This window comes from Pseudoduganella lurida, assembly GCF_007830455.1.
Taxonomy (GTDB): domain Bacteria; phylum Pseudomonadota; class Gammaproteobacteria; order Burkholderiales; family Burkholderiaceae_D; genus Rugamonas; species Rugamonas lurida.
Genome location: NZ_VLLB01000001.1, coordinates 364,295 through 382,334, shown reverse-complemented (window position 1 = coordinate 382,334; position 18,040 = coordinate 364,295). Strand labels below are relative to the sequence as shown.

12 protein-coding genes are annotated in these 18,040 nt (G+C 63.0%); 8 read left to right on the top strand and 4 right to left on the bottom strand.

Annotation, left to right across the window (positions count from 1 at the left end; translation table 11 throughout):
- Positions 1-590: 590 nt before the first annotated feature.
- Positions 591-3,065: a PAS domain-containing hybrid sensor histidine kinase/response regulator family protein gene (locus IP91_RS01725; protein ID WP_158643055.1), complete on the top strand. Its 2,475-nt coding sequence runs from the start codon at positions 591-593 to the stop codon at positions 3,063-3,065.
- Between the two features lie 108 nt (positions 3,066-3,173).
- On the opposite strand, the gene IP91_RS01720 is transcribed toward IP91_RS01725, so the two are convergent.
- Entirely contained in the window at positions 3,174-5,426 is a 2,253-nt protein-coding gene (locus IP91_RS01720) for an ATP-binding protein (protein WP_145647042.1), read from the bottom strand.
- Between the two features lie 512 nt (positions 5,427-5,938).
- Between IP91_RS01720 and IP91_RS01715 the strand changes: the two genes are divergently transcribed.
- The 3 genes from IP91_RS01715 to IP91_RS01705 all read left to right on the top strand — a co-directional run bounded on the left by IP91_RS01715 (position 5,939) and on the right by IP91_RS01705 (position 10,357).
- Positions 5,939-6,361, top strand: coding sequence for a response regulator (locus tag IP91_RS01715; protein WP_145647041.1), 423 nt, complete (start codon positions 5,939-5,941; stop codon positions 6,359-6,361).
- Between the two features lie 304 nt (positions 6,362-6,665).
- Positions 6,666-9,353, top strand: coding sequence for a bifunctional diguanylate cyclase/phosphodiesterase (locus IP91_RS01710; RefSeq protein WP_145647040.1), 2,688 nt, complete (start codon positions 6,666-6,668; stop codon positions 9,351-9,353).
- A gap of 536 nt (positions 9,354-9,889) precedes the next feature.
- Positions 9,890-10,357 carry a DUF1203 domain-containing protein gene (locus IP91_RS01705; RefSeq protein ID WP_145647039.1) on the top strand — a complete coding sequence of 156 codons (468 nt, stop codon included), beginning with the start codon at positions 9,890-9,892 and terminating at the stop codon, positions 10,355-10,357.
- Positions 10,358-10,523: 166 nt separating this feature from the next.
- On the opposite strand, the gene IP91_RS01700 is transcribed toward IP91_RS01705, so the two are convergent.
- The gene (locus IP91_RS01700; RefSeq protein WP_145647038.1) at positions 10,524-10,772 is read right to left on the bottom strand and encodes a hypothetical protein; all 249 of its coding nucleotides are present in this window, start codon (positions 10,770-10,772) and stop codon (positions 10,524-10,526) included.
- 285 nt (positions 10,773-11,057) lie between these two features.
- On the opposite strand from IP91_RS01700, the gene IP91_RS01695 reads away from it, so the two are divergent.
- Both IP91_RS01695 and IP91_RS01690 read left to right on the top strand, forming a co-directional pair.
- The gene (locus IP91_RS01695) at positions 11,058-12,695 is read left to right on the top strand and encodes an ATP-binding protein (RefSeq protein WP_158643054.1); all 1,638 of its coding nucleotides are present in this window, start codon (positions 11,058-11,060) and stop codon (positions 12,693-12,695) included.
- Positions 12,696-13,020: 325 nt separating this feature from the next.
- Positions 13,021-13,320, top strand: coding sequence for a hypothetical protein (locus IP91_RS01690; protein WP_145647036.1), 300 nt, complete (start codon positions 13,021-13,023; stop codon positions 13,318-13,320).
- Between the two features lie 153 nt (positions 13,321-13,473).
- On the opposite strand, the gene IP91_RS01685 is transcribed toward IP91_RS01690, so the two are convergent.
- Positions 13,474-13,908, bottom strand: coding sequence for a hypothetical protein (locus IP91_RS01685; protein WP_145647035.1), 435 nt, complete (start codon positions 13,906-13,908; stop codon positions 13,474-13,476).
- A gap of 538 nt (positions 13,909-14,446) precedes the next feature.
- On the opposite strand from IP91_RS01685, the gene IP91_RS01680 reads away from it, so the two are divergent.
- Both IP91_RS01680 and IP91_RS26610 read left to right on the top strand, forming a co-directional pair.
- Positions 14,447-16,126, top strand: coding sequence for a histidine kinase famiy protein (locus tag IP91_RS01680; protein WP_145647034.1), 1,680 nt, complete (start codon positions 14,447-14,449; stop codon positions 16,124-16,126).
- A 167-nt stretch (positions 16,127-16,293) separates the two neighbouring features.
- On the top strand, positions 16,294-16,419 hold the full coding sequence (locus IP91_RS26610; protein WP_259772436.1) for a hypothetical protein: 126 nt from the start codon (positions 16,294-16,296) through the stop codon (positions 16,417-16,419).
- Between the two features lie 121 nt (positions 16,420-16,540).
- Here IP91_RS26610 and IP91_RS01675 read toward each other — a convergent pair whose 3' ends face one another.
- Entirely contained in the window at positions 16,541-17,701 is a 1,161-nt protein-coding gene (locus IP91_RS01675; protein ID WP_145647033.1) for a WD40 repeat domain-containing protein, read from the bottom strand.
- Between the last annotated feature and the right edge of the window lie 339 nt (positions 17,702-18,040).

Here is an 18,040-nt window from a genome sequence, read left to right as displayed (position 1 = left end):
GGCCAATCGGCTTGATAGCGCCGGACCCAGCCATTTGGCCAAGCAGGTCCGCATTTCCACCATTTCATCCGGGGCGACAGGGTGATGCGGAGCTGAATTTCCGTCGAGTGGCGCGCTCTCGGTCGTGCCGCATTGACCGGGTTCATTCACGCGCTTGATTATTGAACGCTGGCACGCCTGTTCCGCTACTCGCCAGCCTGACGCACAGACGCGTGCTCTCCTAAGTGCATCCCCGGGTTTATCGTGCTGTCCGTCAAGGCTGGATGCAAATGACATGGATTGACAGCCTGGCCGTCTGCGCGTTTGCATCGGATTTGTATTGATCAGTGCGATGCGAAACGCGATTTTGTGTGAGAATTTCCCTAACTCATCATTTGTGGCGCACCTGCCGTTTGAAATGTATTTTTTGAAGAAACTGCTTTGCCTCTCCGGCAGGACCCATGCCAGCGTTAGTGGTCATGCGCTCGGCGCGTCGGGTGCCGAGGCGGCAGCTCAGCTCGCTCCTGTGCTGACGTGTTCCGCTGGCGTCGTGTTGTCGCGGGCGACCGCACTCGTCGAAATCTTCGTAGCGAAATCCACGAGGTCCCAGCGTGACTGACACCCTCGGGTACCTGGAGTCTTTCGACTGGAGTGACACCCCCATCGGTGCGCGCGAAGGCTGGCCGCCATCGCTGGAAGCGATCTATTCCATGATGCTGGCGTCGCCTCTGTCGATGTGCGCCACCTGGGGTGCGGAGCAGACGCTGCTCTACAACGCCGGCTATGCGCCATTCCTGGCGCAGCGGCATCCAGCAGCCCTTGGACGGCCATTGCCGGAGGTTTGGTCGGACGTGTGGAACGATATTGGTCCCTTGGTGGAACGCGTCTTTGCAGGGGAAGCCGTCAGTTTCGTCGATATGCACCTGGTCATGACGCGCAATGGCTACGAGGAAGACACCTGGTGGTCCTTTGCCTATAGCCCGTTGCGAGAGCGGGGACAGGTCATGGGCATCCTGAATGTCGCCACCGAGACGACGGCGGGCGTCGCTGCGGCACGTCAACGCGATGCTGCCGAGCGTGAACTGCGGGTGCGGAATGCCACGCTGGAGAGTGAAATTGTGGCGCGCCGAGACGCCGCGCACCGGTTTGCGCGTCTCATCGAACATCTCCCGGTCGGCATCTGCTACCTCGACGTGACTGGACAGCTCGTTCTCCGCAATCCTGTTTTCGAGAAATTTCTTCCCGACTATCCGGAATCGTTCAGCACATTCGAAAAGCGAGGACGACGCTGGCAGGGCTTCGATGCGCAGGGTGAGCAGCTTGCGCCCGAGGATTATCCTGATGCGCGCGCGTTGCGGGGTGAGCTCGTTACGCCTGGCGAGGAATTCCTGCTTTTCCGGGACGATGATTCCGCGGTGTGGGTGTCGATCAGCGCCGTTCCGTTGGTAAATCGCGATGAAGAACCCGCAGGAATTCTGCTGGTGCTCGACGACATCGATCAGCGCAAGCGCTTGGTGCTCGATCTCGAGCGCCGGGTGGCGTTGCGCTCTGCCGACCGCAATGCCTTGTGGACGCTGTCTTCCGACATCATGCTGCGTTGTACCCACAACGGAACGATTACTGCAATCAACCCGGCGTGGACGGCAGTGCTGGGATGGCGGGAGCACGAGTTGTTGGGCTCGAATCTGATCGACCTGATCCATCCCGATGACGTGGCCAGCACGATCTCGGGCGCGCGCGATCTGGCGCAAGGTAACAGTCTTCAGCGGTTCGATAACCGCTATCGGCACGTTGATGGCAGCTACCGGTGGATCTCGTGGTCCGCACGGCCATTCGAGAACATGATCAACGCGGTGGGCCGAGATATCACGCTGGAAAAGGAGCGCGTGGCCGAATTGGAAGCTGCTCAAATGGCCTTGCGTCAAAGTCAGAAAATGGAGGCGGTGGGGCAGTTGACGGGCGGGTTGGCGCATGACTTCAATAACCTCCTGCAGGGTATTACTGGTGCGCTGCAGCTGATTCAGTTGCGCATGCAGCAGGGCCGGCTCGACGACCTGGAGCGATTTGTCGCGACCGGGATGGGGGCCGCGCGCCGGGCTGCCGCACTGACACATCGCCTGTTGGCGTTCTCTCGGCGGCAGACGCTCTCGCCAACCATCGTTGACGTCAATCGCCTTGTCGCAGACATGCAGGAACTGATCCAGCGTAGCGTGGGACCTTCCATCCATGTCGCTGTCGTGTGCACATCCGATGCGTGGGCCGCCTTGGTCGATGGCTCCCAGCTTGAAAATGCACTGCTCAATCTGTGCCTAAATGCCCGTGACGCCATGCCGGACGGGGGGCGCATTACCATTGAAACCGCCAACCAACGGATCGACGAGCGCGCCGCCGGTCAAAAGGGAATCATGCCAGGCGAGTATCTGTCACTGTGCGTCACCGACACCGGGACCGGCATGTCCACCGACATCGTTGCAAGGGCGTTCGAGCCATTCTTCACGACCAAACCCTTGGGGCAGGGGACGGGGCTTGGGCTTTCCATGATCTATGGTTTTGCCCAGCAATCGGGAGGGCAGGTCCGCATTAACTCGGAAGTCGGGCACGGGACCACGGTCTGCATCTACTTGCCGCGTCACGACGGGGAGGGCGTGGCGAACAGCGCGGCCGACAGCGGCGCATTGGCGCCCCTGGCGCAGCCAGGACGACCTGCCACCGTGCTGGTGGTAGACGATGAACCAACGGTCCGATCACTTGTGATCGAGATCCTGAAAGACCTCGGCTTGGCCTGGATCGAGGCGTCCGATAGCACGGCCGGACTCAATCTCCTGCAGTCGACTGCCCATATCGACTTGCTGATCTCCGACGTGGGTCTGCCGGGGGGCATGAACGGCCGTCAGATGGCGGATGCAGGGCGGACCAGCAGGCCCGGCTTGCCCGTGCTGTTCATCACGGGGTATGCGGAAAATGCATTCATGAGCAACGAAAGCCTGGAACCCGGCATGGCGGTGCTGACGAAGCCATTTTCAATGCAGGCGATGGCTGCCAGCATTGAAGCAATGATGAAGATCGGCCCGCAGTCCCGCACTTAAGGGATGTGCGGCCTCCTGTATGAGGAGGCTGCCGCGATGCGTGTCGATTGACGGTGCCGTTCAGATCGCCACGCGGGACGGGCTTGTGCGCGGAATGGCTGCTGGCAGTCACGCCGCGGTCGGCAGGGTGAACGAAAACGTGGTGCCGCTGCCAGCCGTGCTGTCCACCCACACGCGTCCCCCTTCCTGTTCGACAATCCCTTTGACGATCGACAGGCCCAGCCCGATGCCGAGATGGGTATTGACCGGTCCTTGCACGAGGCGATCGAAGACGCGCGGCAGCAGATCGGCCGGGATACCGATACCCGTGTCCGTGACCGTGAACACGGTCTCGCCAGCCTGACGTTGCACGGCGACTGTCACCGCACCGCCAGCAGGCGTGAACTTCAGCGCGTTGCTGATCAGGTTTCCCAGCACTTGCTCGACGCGGGCGCGCTGGCATGAGACCAGTAGAGGCGCGCTTTCGTAAGCGGCCGTGAGGGAAAGTCCGGCTCGTTCCGCCAGCGGCTGCGCCAGCTCCACGGCCTCCTGCACCAGCGCTTGTGCGCGTTCGGCATGCGTTGGTGCGGGAACGGAGGTGCGCTGCTGGCGTGCCAGGTCGAGAATCGAGGTGACCAGGCGCTCCATGGAGTCGGTGGCCCGGATGCCGCGGGCGATCAGTTGCGTCCGCACGGCGGGCGAAGCCGCGCTCTCTTGCTGGAGCATGTCCCACGTCATCTGGATCACCCCCAAGGGATTGCGGATATCGTGCGACACCATGTGCACCATATTTTCCTTTTCCTGGCTGACACGCTCAGCAACGGCGCGGGCCGCCTGTTCTTTGTGGAACGCTCGGCGCAAGTCGATGGCAAGAATGCTCGCGCGCAGCTCCGTGACCGCGTCGATCTCCACCTTTTTCCATGGTGTCGCCTGGCCTTCCACCACTTCCTTCCAGGAATCGAAGGATAGGCGAGGATGCAGCCGCCCCGTCCCGTCCTGCGGCAAGCGCTTCTCTGGCGCACCGGCCCACACGACCGTCGTGATGACTTCCGGACGGAACCACAGAATGTAATTGCGTTCCGACTTGGGGATGGCCACTGCCAGCAGGCCACTGGCGATGTGACGGTAGGCCTGGGCCGGTGCGAACATTTCTCCCAGCCGATTGGTGCAAAACACTTCCTGCTTGCCGTGCTGCGACGCGAGCCAATCCACCAACGTCTCGATTTGCGCCACGGACGGCGTCGTGCCGACCAGCGTCCATTCGTTGTTGAAATAGATCGCGGCAGCGGCACCGGTTGCACCAGCGAGGTCCAGCATTGTCGGGCTTTGAGTCACGAGACTCTGTACGAGGTCGTCCTCCTGTTCCATCCGCGCGAGCAAATTCTGATGGACGCGTTTCAGCTGCGCGCCATACCGCGCATCGGCCAACGCTTCCTTCAGCCCCAGTTGGGACGAGACCAGCTGCGCGACCATCTTTGCGCCCAGGCGGCTTTCCTCGCTCAAGGGCCGGGGCGTGGCATGGTGACATGCCACCAGTCCCCACAACTTGCCATCATCGATCAGCGGCAGCGTCAGTGTGGCGCCGACCTCCATGTTGCGCAAATATTCAATGTGCAACGGCGAAACGCTGCGCAGCAAGGCCCGACCGAGGTCGATGGGCATGCCGGTGGCGGGATTCAGGCCAGGGTAGATCGGGACGGGCGCATACTCGACGTCGGGAATGATGCGCAGCCAGTTATCGAAAAAGATGGCACGGGCCTGGGCGGGAATGTCGGACGCCGGGAAATGGTGGTGCAGGTATGAATGCATCTCGGGCGCCTTCGCTTCCGCGATGACGTCGCCGTGCCAGTCTTCGGTGAAGCGGTAGACCATCACCCGGTCGTAACCCGTCATGTTGCGCACCTGCAGGACAGCCTCGTCGCACAGTGCCTGCAGGTTGACGGCGCCCAGCAACGCCTGCACGGCGTTCCGGATCAGACGCTGGAACGGGCGTACGTCTGCGGCATCTGGTGCCAAGGGCTCCAGCTCGATGATCAGCAGGCCCTGCCTCTCGTGCGCGCTCAGGCCCCATTGTGAAGCCGAACCCGTGGCCGCATGGAGGATCGACACCGTCAATGGCGCCGCTTCCTGCAAGTCACCGCCCGTCAGGTAGCACCGTAATGCCTGTACCTCCAACGCATCGACGTGCTCTGCCAGCGAGGTTTTTACGAGCGCCTCCGCAGAGAGTCCGAACGCGGGATGACAGTTCATGCTGGCGTTGGCAATCCGCAGGGAGGGGAGCTCAATGCTCAGCAGCATCCCGAACGGTTGAATGGCGCCGGGGATGTGGATCGGTTCGCTCTCGCAACTGTCGATCCGGGTCTGTAAGAATGGTTGGGTCATCGATGTGAATAATGATGAGGCGGTTGTAACATTCGGGCTACCTTGCCGGTCTGCCCGGTACTACGAGTTCATCGGATAAGTCGTACCTATCATAACTGAACTATTGGTAAGGCATTCGCGGGAAATGTCTTACGCGGGCACGGGGCGTCTTAACGTCTGGAAGGGCGGAAGGGATTCCCTCGATCGACCGTGCATGCGCCGACGTCATCATGCCGGCAGCTAGAACGTTATAGGTAACTTGCGCGCGACCTGCAGGTGCTTGTTCCACGGCAGCGCATCCGCGACCGACTACACCGAGGCGTTCCGGCATCGAAAACAGGGATGCGCGAGCTTATCAGGGGGCGGAATGGCGCCCTGGAACCGCCGCCCCGAGATTGACGTTGGGTTAGTCGTTCCTGCTCCGTGCCAGTCCGTACACCGTTTTCCTGGTGGAACGGTCCGCGTCGGACAGGACGAACTAGCTATCATGCGTTAAGCCGTCAGATGACGATCAATATCGCCCGGGGAGTCTCATGCCGTTTTCGTCTCTGTTCGCACAAGGCCAAAAGCTTTATCGCATCCTCATCGTCGACGATTACACAGCGGCGGCGGACGGTTTGGCCGAATTGTTGAATTGCTTCGATATCGACGCTCGGGCTGTCTACTCCGGCGCGGAAGCCGTTCGCGTCTCGCGCGAGTGGTTGCCCCATCTTGTCATTCTCGATCTGTGCATGCCTGCCATGAACGGCATGGAAACCTTGTGCTCTTTACGATCCCATCCGCTCACAGCGCCAATCCCCGTGGTCGCGATCACGGCATGGGACAACAAAATCGGGCCTTCGGGGAACGAACGCGCGCAGTTCGCTGCCATTCTCATGAAACCTCTTCCACTTGAATACCTTCTTACCATCATCGAAGGCTATCGGCCGACGAAGACCGTCGCGGGGCCTGCATGATTGTCGCAGCAACGGGGACCGCCACTACGCCAGTGGCGCGGCGTATCACGTCTTGAACCTGGCAAGCCGCAGCGTTTTCAGAGGTCAAAAACTTTCCACGCGTTGCATGGGTGGGGCCTCGTCCATGTGGCCTCAAGAACCTGTCATGTTGCACACGAACCGCAGCGCACATGGCGGAATGCCAGCGACTTATGGTAATCTATAGTGATGGAAGGCAATTAGAAGTGCCATAAGGCAGGTGCGTGGACTCGTGCGCCGGCTCGTTGTTCATGTACGCGGGTCCTCCACCCAGAGTGTACCCATAATGCCGTTCGAACTATCTGAAGCACAAGCCGGCTCGACCAGCGCACGCAAACCATTCCAGGCACTGCCGCGCTGGCCGAGGCTGTTCCGGTTCCGATCATGGCTGTGGCTCGCTTCGTGGGTAGCCGTCTTGGGCTTGACGGCGGTCGGCGTCGATCGGCACCTGCGTGACCGTGCAATGGCGGACGCTGCTGTCGACAGCGCGCGCATGGTGCGCACGCTGGCGCAGGAAACGCAGCTGGCGATGCGCGCGTTGGACATGACATTGCAAGATATGCGTGATCGCTGGCAGAACGATCCGGCACGGTTTGACGAGCATGTTCAGCGCCGCCGGACACAGTTATCCACGCAGATGCCGTTCAGCATATCGATTGTCGATTCCGACAATCGGACGCGCTTTGGTCACGATGTTGCGGCGTACTTACCGAGCGAGCAACAAGCGGGAGACATCGACGCGTTGACGTTCAGCCTGCCAGTGAACGACGCCGCGCGTGGGGGGACGTTGCTTCACGTCGCCCGGCCCTTGCGTGCGGCCGATGGCATGGCGGCAGGGCGTATCGTCATCGCTGTTCCTGCTGCGTACTTTACTGCACTCGGGACTGGCATGGATCCCGGCAGTCGCAGCGTGTTCGTCGTGGCACGCGCGGATGGGTATCTGCTGGCGCGCGTGCCGGCATTGCCGCCGCCCGAGCGCGCCGTCCGTTATGCGACAACGGTGCTGGCGATGGCGGGCCAGCAGGTGTATATCGAATCCCATGTCGCGAAGACGGATGGCGTGGAGCGCCTGTATGCGTGGACACGGGTGCCTGGTTTTCCGCTACTCGTTTGCGTGGGGCGCTCACATGCTGACGTGTTCGTGTCCTATCAGCGGCAGCGCGAACTGCTGCTGGGCGCCTGTATCGCCTTGGTCGTGGTGGGCGCGCTAGCGCTGTGGTGGCGATCCGTGGCGGTGCGTCAACGTGAGGCAGCCCGCCGGGCGCTCGAACGCAGCGAAGTGCGCCTGCAGTTTGCGCTGGAAGGTGCGCGCGAGGTTGTCTGGGACTGGGACATGACCACCGGTGCCGCCTATTTCTCGCCCCGGCTGGTCGACATCACGGGGCAGGACCAATCCGACTTGCCAGGGCGCATGGCCGACTGGGCCGCATTGATCCATCCGGACGACCTGCGCACGGTGCGGGAGGCCGTGCGCGCCCATGTGCAGGGCAAGGCAGAGCGCTACGCGTGCGAATACCGCGTGCGCGGCGCGGATGGTGCCTGGCGCTGGGTGTCGGCGCGCGGCACGGCGGCAACCCGGGACGGGCGGGGCCGCACGACCCGCCTGACGGGGGTGTTGTCCGATATCACGGAGACGCGGCTGGCCCAGGACGCCGAGCAGAGCTATCGCTTGCGCTATGACCCTCTAACCGGCCTCATCAACCGCGGCGCGCTCCTCCTCGAAGGGACGCGTCTACTGTCCCAGAATGCCGCCGCGCCGTGCTGGCTGCTGTGCATCGATCTCGACCGCTTCACCGTGCTGAACGACGGTCTCGGCCACGAGGCGGGCAATGTCGTGCTGCAGCTGGTGGCGCGGCGTATCCAGGAAGTGATCGGGCACGATGCGACGGTAGCCCGCATGGAGGCAAACCAGTTCGTGGTGCTGCTGGAGACCGCACCGCATCAGGACGTTGTGGCGCGTACCGTCCATGACTTGCGCAAGGAGATCGCGAGCCCGCTGACCATCGGCGGCGAGCAGTACGTGCAGACGTGCTCCATCGGCATTGCCAGTTCTCCCGCCGATGGCCAGGTCATTGGCGAATTGCTCAGTCGGGCGCGGGCGGCGATGCGCCGGGCCAAGGGGATGGGTGGCAACCACGCGCAGTTCTATACGGAGGCGCTCAACGAGCGCACGGTCGAGCGCCTGAATCTGGAAAAGGCATTGCGGCTCGCTCTGGTCAACGGCGAGCTGTCGCTGCAGTTCCAGCCGCAGGTCGAGATGGCCAGCAGCCGCATCGTCGGCGCCGAGGCGCTGCTGCGCTGGCAGCATCCGGAACTGGGCATGGTGCCGCCTGACCGGTTCATTCCTATTGCCGAAGAAACCGGCATGATCGGGGAGATCGGCCAATGGGTGCTGCGCCAGGCCTGTGCCTGCGCGCGGCAATGGCGCGATGCCGGATACGTCGGTATTCGCGTGAGCGTGAACCTGTCTGGATATCAGTTCCGCGACGTTGATCTGGTGGAACAGATCGCCGAGATCCTGCATGAGACGGGCCTGCCCAGTGCGCTGCTGGACCTGGAAATCACGGAAAGCGTCGTGATCGACGATTTGCCAGCGGCGCTGCGCACGATGTGGCGGCTCAAGCTGATGGGCATCACGCTGTCGCTCGACGATTTCGGCACCGGTTACTCCAGCCTGTCTTACCTGCGCCAGTTGCCGATCGACACCTTGAAGATCGACCGGTCCTTCATCGGGCACGTGGCAAGCGACACGCGGGTGGCGGCCATCACCACGGCCATCCTGACCATGGCGCGCGACCTGGGCCTGGCCACGGTCGCGGAAGGCGTCGAATTGGCCACGCAAATTGAATTCCTGCAGCAGCGGCACTGCGACCTGGTGCAAGGCTACTATTTCAGCCGTCCCATCGCGCATGCGCTGTTCATGCAGCGCCTGGCCACCGAAGGACAGATTCTGCCCGCTGGCGCACCGGGCTAGCAAAAAAACAGCAGGAAGAAACTAGTGGTGCTCGCGAGATGGCTTCTGCAGGCCGCCTGACGTTTACGTGCCCGGATACGCGTAGTGGGCGTTTCAGCGCGGTCGCCATGATCCGTCGTGGTTCGCCGCACTGCGCGACCGGTGGCGCACCACAGCGCCTGCACGCGCCAACCCCGAGCCCAGCGCGACAGACGCAGGGAGCTCGCCCTCGTGGAGGCGCCCGACAATCCACGCGTGAGCACGCCACGGGCCTGTGACCGGCTCTGCTGTCAGGAGCTGGCGAACCGTAGCGTTGCCTGCATCAAGGAGCTGAGCGCTCGAACTCTCGGCGAGAAATCCCCTTGTCGCGTCGGACACCACGCTATCGAAGGGGATATGGGCGGGCGTCCTTCCCTCGCGCTCCCGGAATACTGCGGCGCGGTGCGTGGAGGCGTCAATTCCCGCGGCGCCTCCCGGCCGATATCGCCGCAAGAAACGGCTAGCCGGGCGCGGCGCCAGACGCAATCATGTGGATCCCCAACGTTCAGGAGTCCTCCGTGCATTTCCGTCTCTCCGGTCTCTCACCACACCAGTTCGAATCATTCTTCGGCATGTCCGATGCAGCACTGGCACAGCTGGGTGTCCGGCGTCAGGTGGTCGATCGAAGCCCGGGTTTCCCCGATCGCGTCACGTTGCAGGATGTCGCGGTAGGCCAGACCGTACTGTTGCTCAATTATGTACACCAGCCGGCGGCCACACCCTATCGTGCCTCGCACGCCATTTTTGTCCAGGAAGGCGCCGCGCGCCGCTTCGAGGCCATCGACGAGGTGCCCGAATCGCTGCGCATCCGGTTGCTGTCGGTGCGTGCCTACGACACCGAGGGCATGCTGCGTGACGGGGATGTGGTCGATGGGCGGCATATCGAGTCGGTGATTACACGGATGTTTCAGGATGCGGGGATCGCGTATCTGCACGTCCATCATGCCAGGCATGGGTGCTACGCATGCCGCGTCGACCGTGTGTGAGCGCGCCTCGACGTTGCGTGCCGTGCGGCCGTTATCCCCACAGAGGTCACACGGCCGTTGGGTCTGACACAGCACTGCCTATTGGACCACGAGGGAACGCAGGTGATCCGGGTGCTAGGCCTTTGCCACTCCAACGACGAAGCGGCTGCTTCTCGATCTGCGGTACTCAAATCGTGGCCACGCTGTGCGATGGTAAGTGGAGCCGGCTCTCGCCGTTTCGTCTCTGTGCTGGATCGTCCTGCAGGATGCGATGGATGACCATGTACGGGATCCCATGCGCGAGCATCAGCTGCTTCAACTGTGCGGGATGCGTCGTCCGCAGCAGTCGGATGGCGGCTTGTACGATGGCGGCGCCGACGTGATCACGCCGGCGGCTGTACGTTTCGTAATACGCGGCAGGCCAAGGATGGGACATGGTTTTCTCTCGATCGTTAGCCAGCGGGCATGCAGGGAGGGCGCCAGTATTGCCGGGGCAAATAGCCTTTATACAGCAAATGTGTGAAACGGTCCGAGGCGGCATTTGACGCCGTTGCCGCCACGGTGCCGATCACCGTGCGCCGCAGTGGCACGGAGGCATCGAAATCTTTTTGTTTTTTTCAACGTTGATTTATGATTGGAAGTTGTGGTGGCTATTCTTTGTTGACAGACTCTTCGCTTGGCTTTCGGAGTGCAAGCGACGCCGAACCTGATGGAGAGAGATATGTTCCCGATTGGCGGTGGGGCGATGGGCCAGCTGGTGAGCGAGCATGATTGGGCGGCGACCAGCCTGGGGGCGATCGACACGTGGCCCGAAGCGCTGCGCACGACACTCAATCTAATTCTCAATTCGCCGGAGAGCATGTATCTCGTGTGGGGCGAGGAGCTGCTGTTCTTCTTCAATGACGCCTACCGGCCGATCCTTGGTCCCCGGTTGGCGGTGGCCCTCGGGCGTCCGCTGGCCGCTCTCTGGGCGGACGCGTACGGTGCGGTGCGGCCTCACCTGGAAACGGCCCTGGCGGGTGGCGCCGTGCGCCTGGTGGACACGCCGATCCGGATGCAGCGCTACGGCGTTCCCGAGCAGACCTGGTGGTCGTATTCCTATTCGCCCTTGTATGACGGTGACCGGGTTGCCGGCGTGCTGTGCTTTACGACCGAGACCACGGCACGGGTGCAGGAGCAGCAGTACCTGGAAGGACAGGCGGTGCGTCACCATCACGTGCTGGAAGGGATGCCAGGCCTGCTGTGGACCGCCGATGCGGCCGGTCGCGTGACCTACGAGGGCGATCAGGTGCCATGTCGCGACGCCACGGGCACGGCGCAGGAGCCGTGCGGCTGGCCCGATCATCTGCACCCGCAGGATGCGCCGGCAACCATGGCGGCGTGGATGGACGCCGTCGCGTCCCACCTGCCGTTCGAGGCGGAGTACCGCCTGCGTGCGGAGAACGGTGCCTATCGCTGGTATCTGGGCCGCGCCGTGCCGCAGGACGACGATGGGGATAGGGCGCCGTCGTGGGTCGGCGTGTGCATGGAGCTGGGCGACATCGTGGCCCGCCGCGCGCAGCTGGAGGAAGACAGCGCCGTGCTGCGGACGGAAGCCGGGGAACGCGCCGTCACCCTGGCCGCGACCGAGAGCGCATTGCGTCAGGCCCAGAAGATGGAAGGCATCGGACAACTCGCCAGCGGCCTCGCGCATGATTTCAACAACCTTCTGCAATGCATCCTCACCGCGCTGGAAATGGCGGCACTGCGCGTGCGCGGGGGCGACGACCGCGCCTTGCACCAGTACGTCGGGATGGCCGAATCCTCGGCACGGCGTGCGGCGGCACTGACGGCGCGGCTCCTGGCCCTGGCACGCAGCGAGGAGCCGCTGCCGGTGCGTACCGATATCAACCGCGTGATCGGCGAGATGGGGGACCTGCTGCGGCGCACGGTGGGCGACGGCATTGATCTGGCCCTGGAGCAGGGCGGCGATTTACCGGACGTTCTGGTCGATCCGCCGCAGCTGGAAAACGCGCTGCTCAATCTGTGCATCAATGCCCGCGATGCGATGGCTGGCGCCGGTGTGCTCCGTCTCAGCACAACGCATGTAGTGGTGCCTGCAGTGCTCGCGGCGACGCTGAACCTTGCCGAAGGCGGCTACGTGCGGCTGTCCGTCGCGGATACGGGGGCAGGCATGTCGGCCAGGGTGCTGGCGCGCGCCAGCGAACCGTTCTTCACCACGAAGCCGGTCGGGCAGGGAACGGGCCTGGGTTTGTCGATGGTGCGCCGCTTCGCACGCCATGCCGGGGGCGGCTTGCAGCTGCTGTCGGAATCGGGCGTGGGCACGACGGCGCTCGTGTATCTGCCCAGTGCGCCGTAGGCGGGCACCCTCTCGCGTGGAACGACCATCCAGAGGGCGCGTGGGGTGGCTGGGATGACCCCTGCCTGGCGCGATGCGTTCCGCGCTAACGCCGATTGTGCGGACACTGGCAACACCCGGGGGCGGCATCGGACGAACAGGGCGCGCGTTCGAGGATGCCATTCGGCGTGCCGGACAGGCGGTGGCACAGCCGCAATCTGTTGACGTCGCCGTACATCGAACTACACTGGGAACGCTGCCACCGCTCTTTGACACTGACGCTTGCGCTGCCCGAGGCCTTCCTGCAGACCGATATCAACCTGATCACATTCATGCCGGTGTAACGATGATCCTTCGCCCCTTGGTCTCCATGCTGCACCCGTCGATCATCACCGCCACCGCATGGCGACGCGAGCATGGGTTCGAAGCGCGTGGCGGGATCGTCGTGGTTGGCGTGGCGGGAATCTGCTGGATGGACCGCTTGCGCAACCCGGAGCGGTGGGAGCCGGGAGCGGTCGCTGTCGACGCCCTTGGGCATGCCTGGATCGCCATGGGTGGTGACAGGGATGACGGTGCCATGGCGTGGATGCCAACCAATACCGCGGCGTGGCGACGTACCGCGCAGGCATCGCGCTCAAGTCCATGATGGTACCGAAGGCCGTGTGTCGCTGTCAGGACCGACTGGGCCTGACGGGCGGCTGGCCTTGGGCAAGCATTGATGGTACCAGCCGATGTCCAGCACCTCGTATCTGAACCGCAAGATGATCACGACCGCGAGGCCGTCCCCGGAAGTACCTGGCTACTGCGTACGTTGGGACACGCGGGCCAACAGGCTGTCCCAGAGATCCCGGTATACACGCGCTTCAAGCCAGATAGCGTGGCTACGCAGACACGACTTGATGTCGATCGGCAGCTCGCTGCGCGCCAGCCGTCGGTCAATGATCAGATTGAGGGCAACACTCAGGACCAGCGTGATAGCCAAGCCGACGACTGCAAAGGCAGCAATGGCGTATGCCAGTGTGTGCGTGCCGGTGACCAGTGGCGGCACGACGTCGGCGTGCCATCCCCGGTACAGTACTGCCAACGACAGAGGAACCAGCAGCAGGACAGTATTGCGGCGCAGGAGCGCCGGGCGGCGTACGGCTGCCAGATAGGCCACGACGCGCATCAACTGTGAAGTTGTCAGTTCGTGGTGTGACAGTACAACGCGCAATTGGGGGTGTACGGGATACATCCGGTTCGTTCTCGTGGCGGAAGGCGAAGCGTCTCTGCACTAGGGTATCGATGCCTGGCGTGGCTGCGGCACCATTTTTTACAGTTGTTGAGGAGCGTCAAGCGTGGTGCGAGGCGGACTGGCTCCCAATGCAACCGCGTTGGCGGACGCTGCCCGCGCGTAGTCCGGGGTGGCTGCGCGGCCCGTCGCTACCGGATTGCCCCGGCAGGCGCTGGTATCGAAACGATATGCCACCGCGCTGCCGACCAGGCCGGACGAAATGGCCAGCGCTGCCGGGACCGATCGATGGCAATGCCAGGGGCCGCATTGCCGATACCGCTCCTCCTTGGCCACCGGCAAACCGCTGCCATTGCGCACGACCTATGACCGTCAGGCGTTGAATCCGGGGTGGCCTGTAGCGGTCAGTGGAAATCGCGGCTTTCCGCGTCCAGTTCGCCAAACACGGGCAGGTACACGCTGAACAGAAGGTGCGTGATCGGCCTGCGGGGCGACGGCTGACAAGCGCATCTGTTACATTCGAATTTTTGGCGGATTTTGTATGGTGAGCGCTTTTCCTCGCGACGACGACGACGAGATCGTGCTGGCGAATGGCAGTGTCGGTGTCAAGGCTGGCAGTGAACTCGAAGGCAGCGCCTACAATCCGATGGGCAATCCGGGCGTCGAACACTGGAAGGCAAGTTCTATTTCCCAGTCCGGCTTCGCGGCCCAGGACAATATTTTCTTCGCAGCCGTCGAGATGACGCGCATGCCGATGGTCGTCACCGACCCACGCCAGCCAGACAACCCGATTGTCTTCACGAATGGCGCCTTTCTCGACCTGACTGGGTATAGCCCGGACGAGGTCTTGGGGCGCAATTGCCGTTTCTTGCAGGGCCGCGATACGGACCGGGCAACGGTGGAGGAAGTGCGCACGGCACTGGCACAGCACAAGGCGGTGGCGGTCGATCTCCTCAACTACAGGAAGGACGGCAGCTCGTTCTGGAATGGCCTGTTCATCGGTCCAGTGTTCGACAAGGATGGGGCGCTGCTCTATTTTTTTGCGTCGCAGCTCGATATCACCACCCGCCGCGTCAACGAGATCACGCTTACGCAGGCGCAGAAGATGGAGGCCATCGGCCAGCTGACGGCCGGCCTCGCGCACGACTTCAATAACTTGCTGCAGGTGGCCATCGGCAACCAGGAAATCGCCCTCAGGAGCCTTGCCAATCCCGACCTGACGGGCAAGATGCTGGCGAAAAGCCAGGCCGCGCTGCAAAAGGCGACCAAGCTCACGCAGCAGTTGCTGGCGTTCGCGCGCAAGCAACGTCTCGAGCCGCGGCTGGTCAACCTGAACAACCAGATCATGGCATTCAGCGAGATTCTGGCCAGCACGCTCGGCGAACAGGTCGAGCTGCGGCTCGACTTGCGCCCCGGGCTGCCGGAATGCAGTCTCGACCCGCATCAGTTCGAGGTGGCCGTGCTCAATGCCTTGCTCAACGCGCGGGATGCCATGCCGACGGGCGGCACAATCACCATCGGCACGTCGGTGCTGCGCGACAAGGAGAAAATCGGCGCGCACCGCCTGCTGGGCGATCAGTACGTTGTCGTGTGTGTCTCAGACACCGGCCAAGGCATGTCGCGCGATGTGATGGCGCGTGCCACCGAGCCGTTCTTCACCACCAAGGGCCCCGGTACCGGACTGGGTCTGGCCATGGTGCATGGTTTTGTTGAACAATCGCATGGGCGGCTGGAGCTGGACAGTGAACTGGGCAAGGGAACGCAGGTGCGCATGATCTTTCCGGTGGCGGACCAGGCGCAAGGCGGCCCGAACGAACAGGATGGCGCACAAGCGGTGCGCGACGGGCGGGCGGAGGACGTCGCCGCCAAGCGCGTGCTGGTCGTTGACGACAACGCGGACGTGCGGGAAATGGCGGCGGCGTTCCTGTCTTCGCTCGGGTACGAAACGGTCGAGGCGGAGAGCGGCGAAGCAGCGCTGGTCGTGCTCGAAGCAACCACCGTCGACCTGGTGTTTTCAGACGTCATCATGCCGGGAGGGATGAATGGCCTGCAATTGATCGACACGGTACGGCGTCGGTATCCTGGCGTCGCCACCCTCGCCGCAACGGGTTACGCCGAAAACGCCCTGGAACGGCCGGCCTCTGCACCGGACCTGCAGATCCTGCCGAAGCCGTTCAAGCTGCACGATCTCGCCGACATGGTAAGCAAACTGACGCAGTAGGGCCACTGGCCGGCATGGCGGGCGGTCAATCGACCGATGTTCGCCAGGTTGTCCGCAACCACACCGTTTCCGGTCTCTGTCCAACGGCCACCGTCCCGGCCCGCCCACCTTTGACGGCTTTTCGCGGACGCCGGAGGGTGTCAAGTCGCGCGCTGGTGGAAAGGATCATGCTGGCGCTGGCGCTTCCCCGCAGCGTGCTCCTGCCGTTGAGCACGACGCTGCTGGCCGAGGTGTTCGGAACGGTCGTCGAGCGCATTGGCGTGCAGTGGGCGCTGGAAGCGCCCGCTGGATAACGTTCTCGCGGACTGGCGAGCGACCGACGCGCTGCCCGTCGCACGGCGGCAAACTGACATCCAGCAATCGATACCGTTCCCTTGGCGTTGTCCATCGCAGGTCTCCGCAGGGCCGTGCGTGCTAGTTCGGTCGTCGTTGCAATCCTCCTGCTTGATCGACGGCATAGAGATCAACATGATTCTCAAATCCAAGGACCAACGTTTTCGCGTCGAACGAGATGCCACCTGCGATGGCTGATGTGTGCTGGGTGAATTGCGCCTGTCCGGAGACAGCAGCGCGCACGCTGATGTAGCCGGCATGGTCGCTATAAACAGCTTCCAGAATGCGGGTGCCCTGATCGAGATGGACAAGCGAGGAGGGGCGGTCGAGTGCCAGCGCCAGTTGTTCCTGATGGATTTCACGGCTGCGCAAGTCGACGCGCACGACCCCGGCACGCCCATGGATATCCGCATAGCGCGCGTCAGGCGAGATGGCCAATGACGAAGTCGGGCTCACATCGATGGGCAACGGGATGCTTGTGCGTATGTGACAGCTGTTCCTGTTCAGACCAACGAGGACCGAAGTGTTATGCATCGCTGGCCTGCCGAAGGTGGGTGGTTCTCCGGGCAGATTCCATGCCTGGGGATTCACGACCTCGCCGACCATCCACACTTCGCGAGGTGAGGATCCGCTGCGCACATCGTATGGATAAAAGGGGGCGGTATTGCCGCAGCGGATTTCGGACCAGTCGTCGGTTGCGTAGTAGACGATCGACGGGCCTTCGTTGGCGATCGGCCTGTCGAAAACCCGAACAAGGGTCGCACTGTCGCTGGAGAATGCGATCGAGCGGCACCCGTGCCCTTGACCGGCATCCTCGAGATACTTCACGATCGTCCAATGGCGGGTGTCCCACACCCGCACGACATCACGTCCTCGATCTTGTGCAAAGCATGCCGCCAGCAGCCGCCCATCCGGCGAAAATTCAAGCGGCCGCGCATGCATTGAGACGCGCAATGCGCCTGGCAGGCCAAGGCGCATCACGATGCGATCAGCGACCCTGTCGTAGATGGCTATGTCATCATCCGTCGCTGCCACCACGACGTTGCCATGCGGGCTGACCGCCACGGAGCGCACGTTGGCCAGGTCGACTCTTGCCAAGTGTCGGGTCCCCGGGATGCGTTCCGGGAGGGGGAGGATGTGGAAACCAATGACCGCGACCACGGCCACGATAGCAACGAACACTGATACGCCGACCAGCTTCAAGTGATTGACCAAGGGATTCTGCCTTTTTTGATCGGTCAATTCTATCGATATTTACGCAGGCGTGGGGGAGTGGCCTGTCCAACGGATGCGCCACCGCTGGCATGGCTGGTGCGACCACGCGCTGGTTGGCGTGTCCCCTCTGTGCAGTCCTGTATGTGGGCTGACCGCACGGGTGTCGCCCGGCATGACCGTGACAGCGGATGTTCCCTCGAGAGCATTGGTCGGGTTATCCGCTAGGCGACATAACTGGATGCAGGGTGGGGGCTGCCTGATGACTTCGATCCTGATAGGCATCGGCGCACGTAGGTGCAAAGCGGATCCGGGCGATGCCCTGCGGGCCGGACTCCTTCCGGGTTCGCTGCGCTCCGTCCCTGCGGG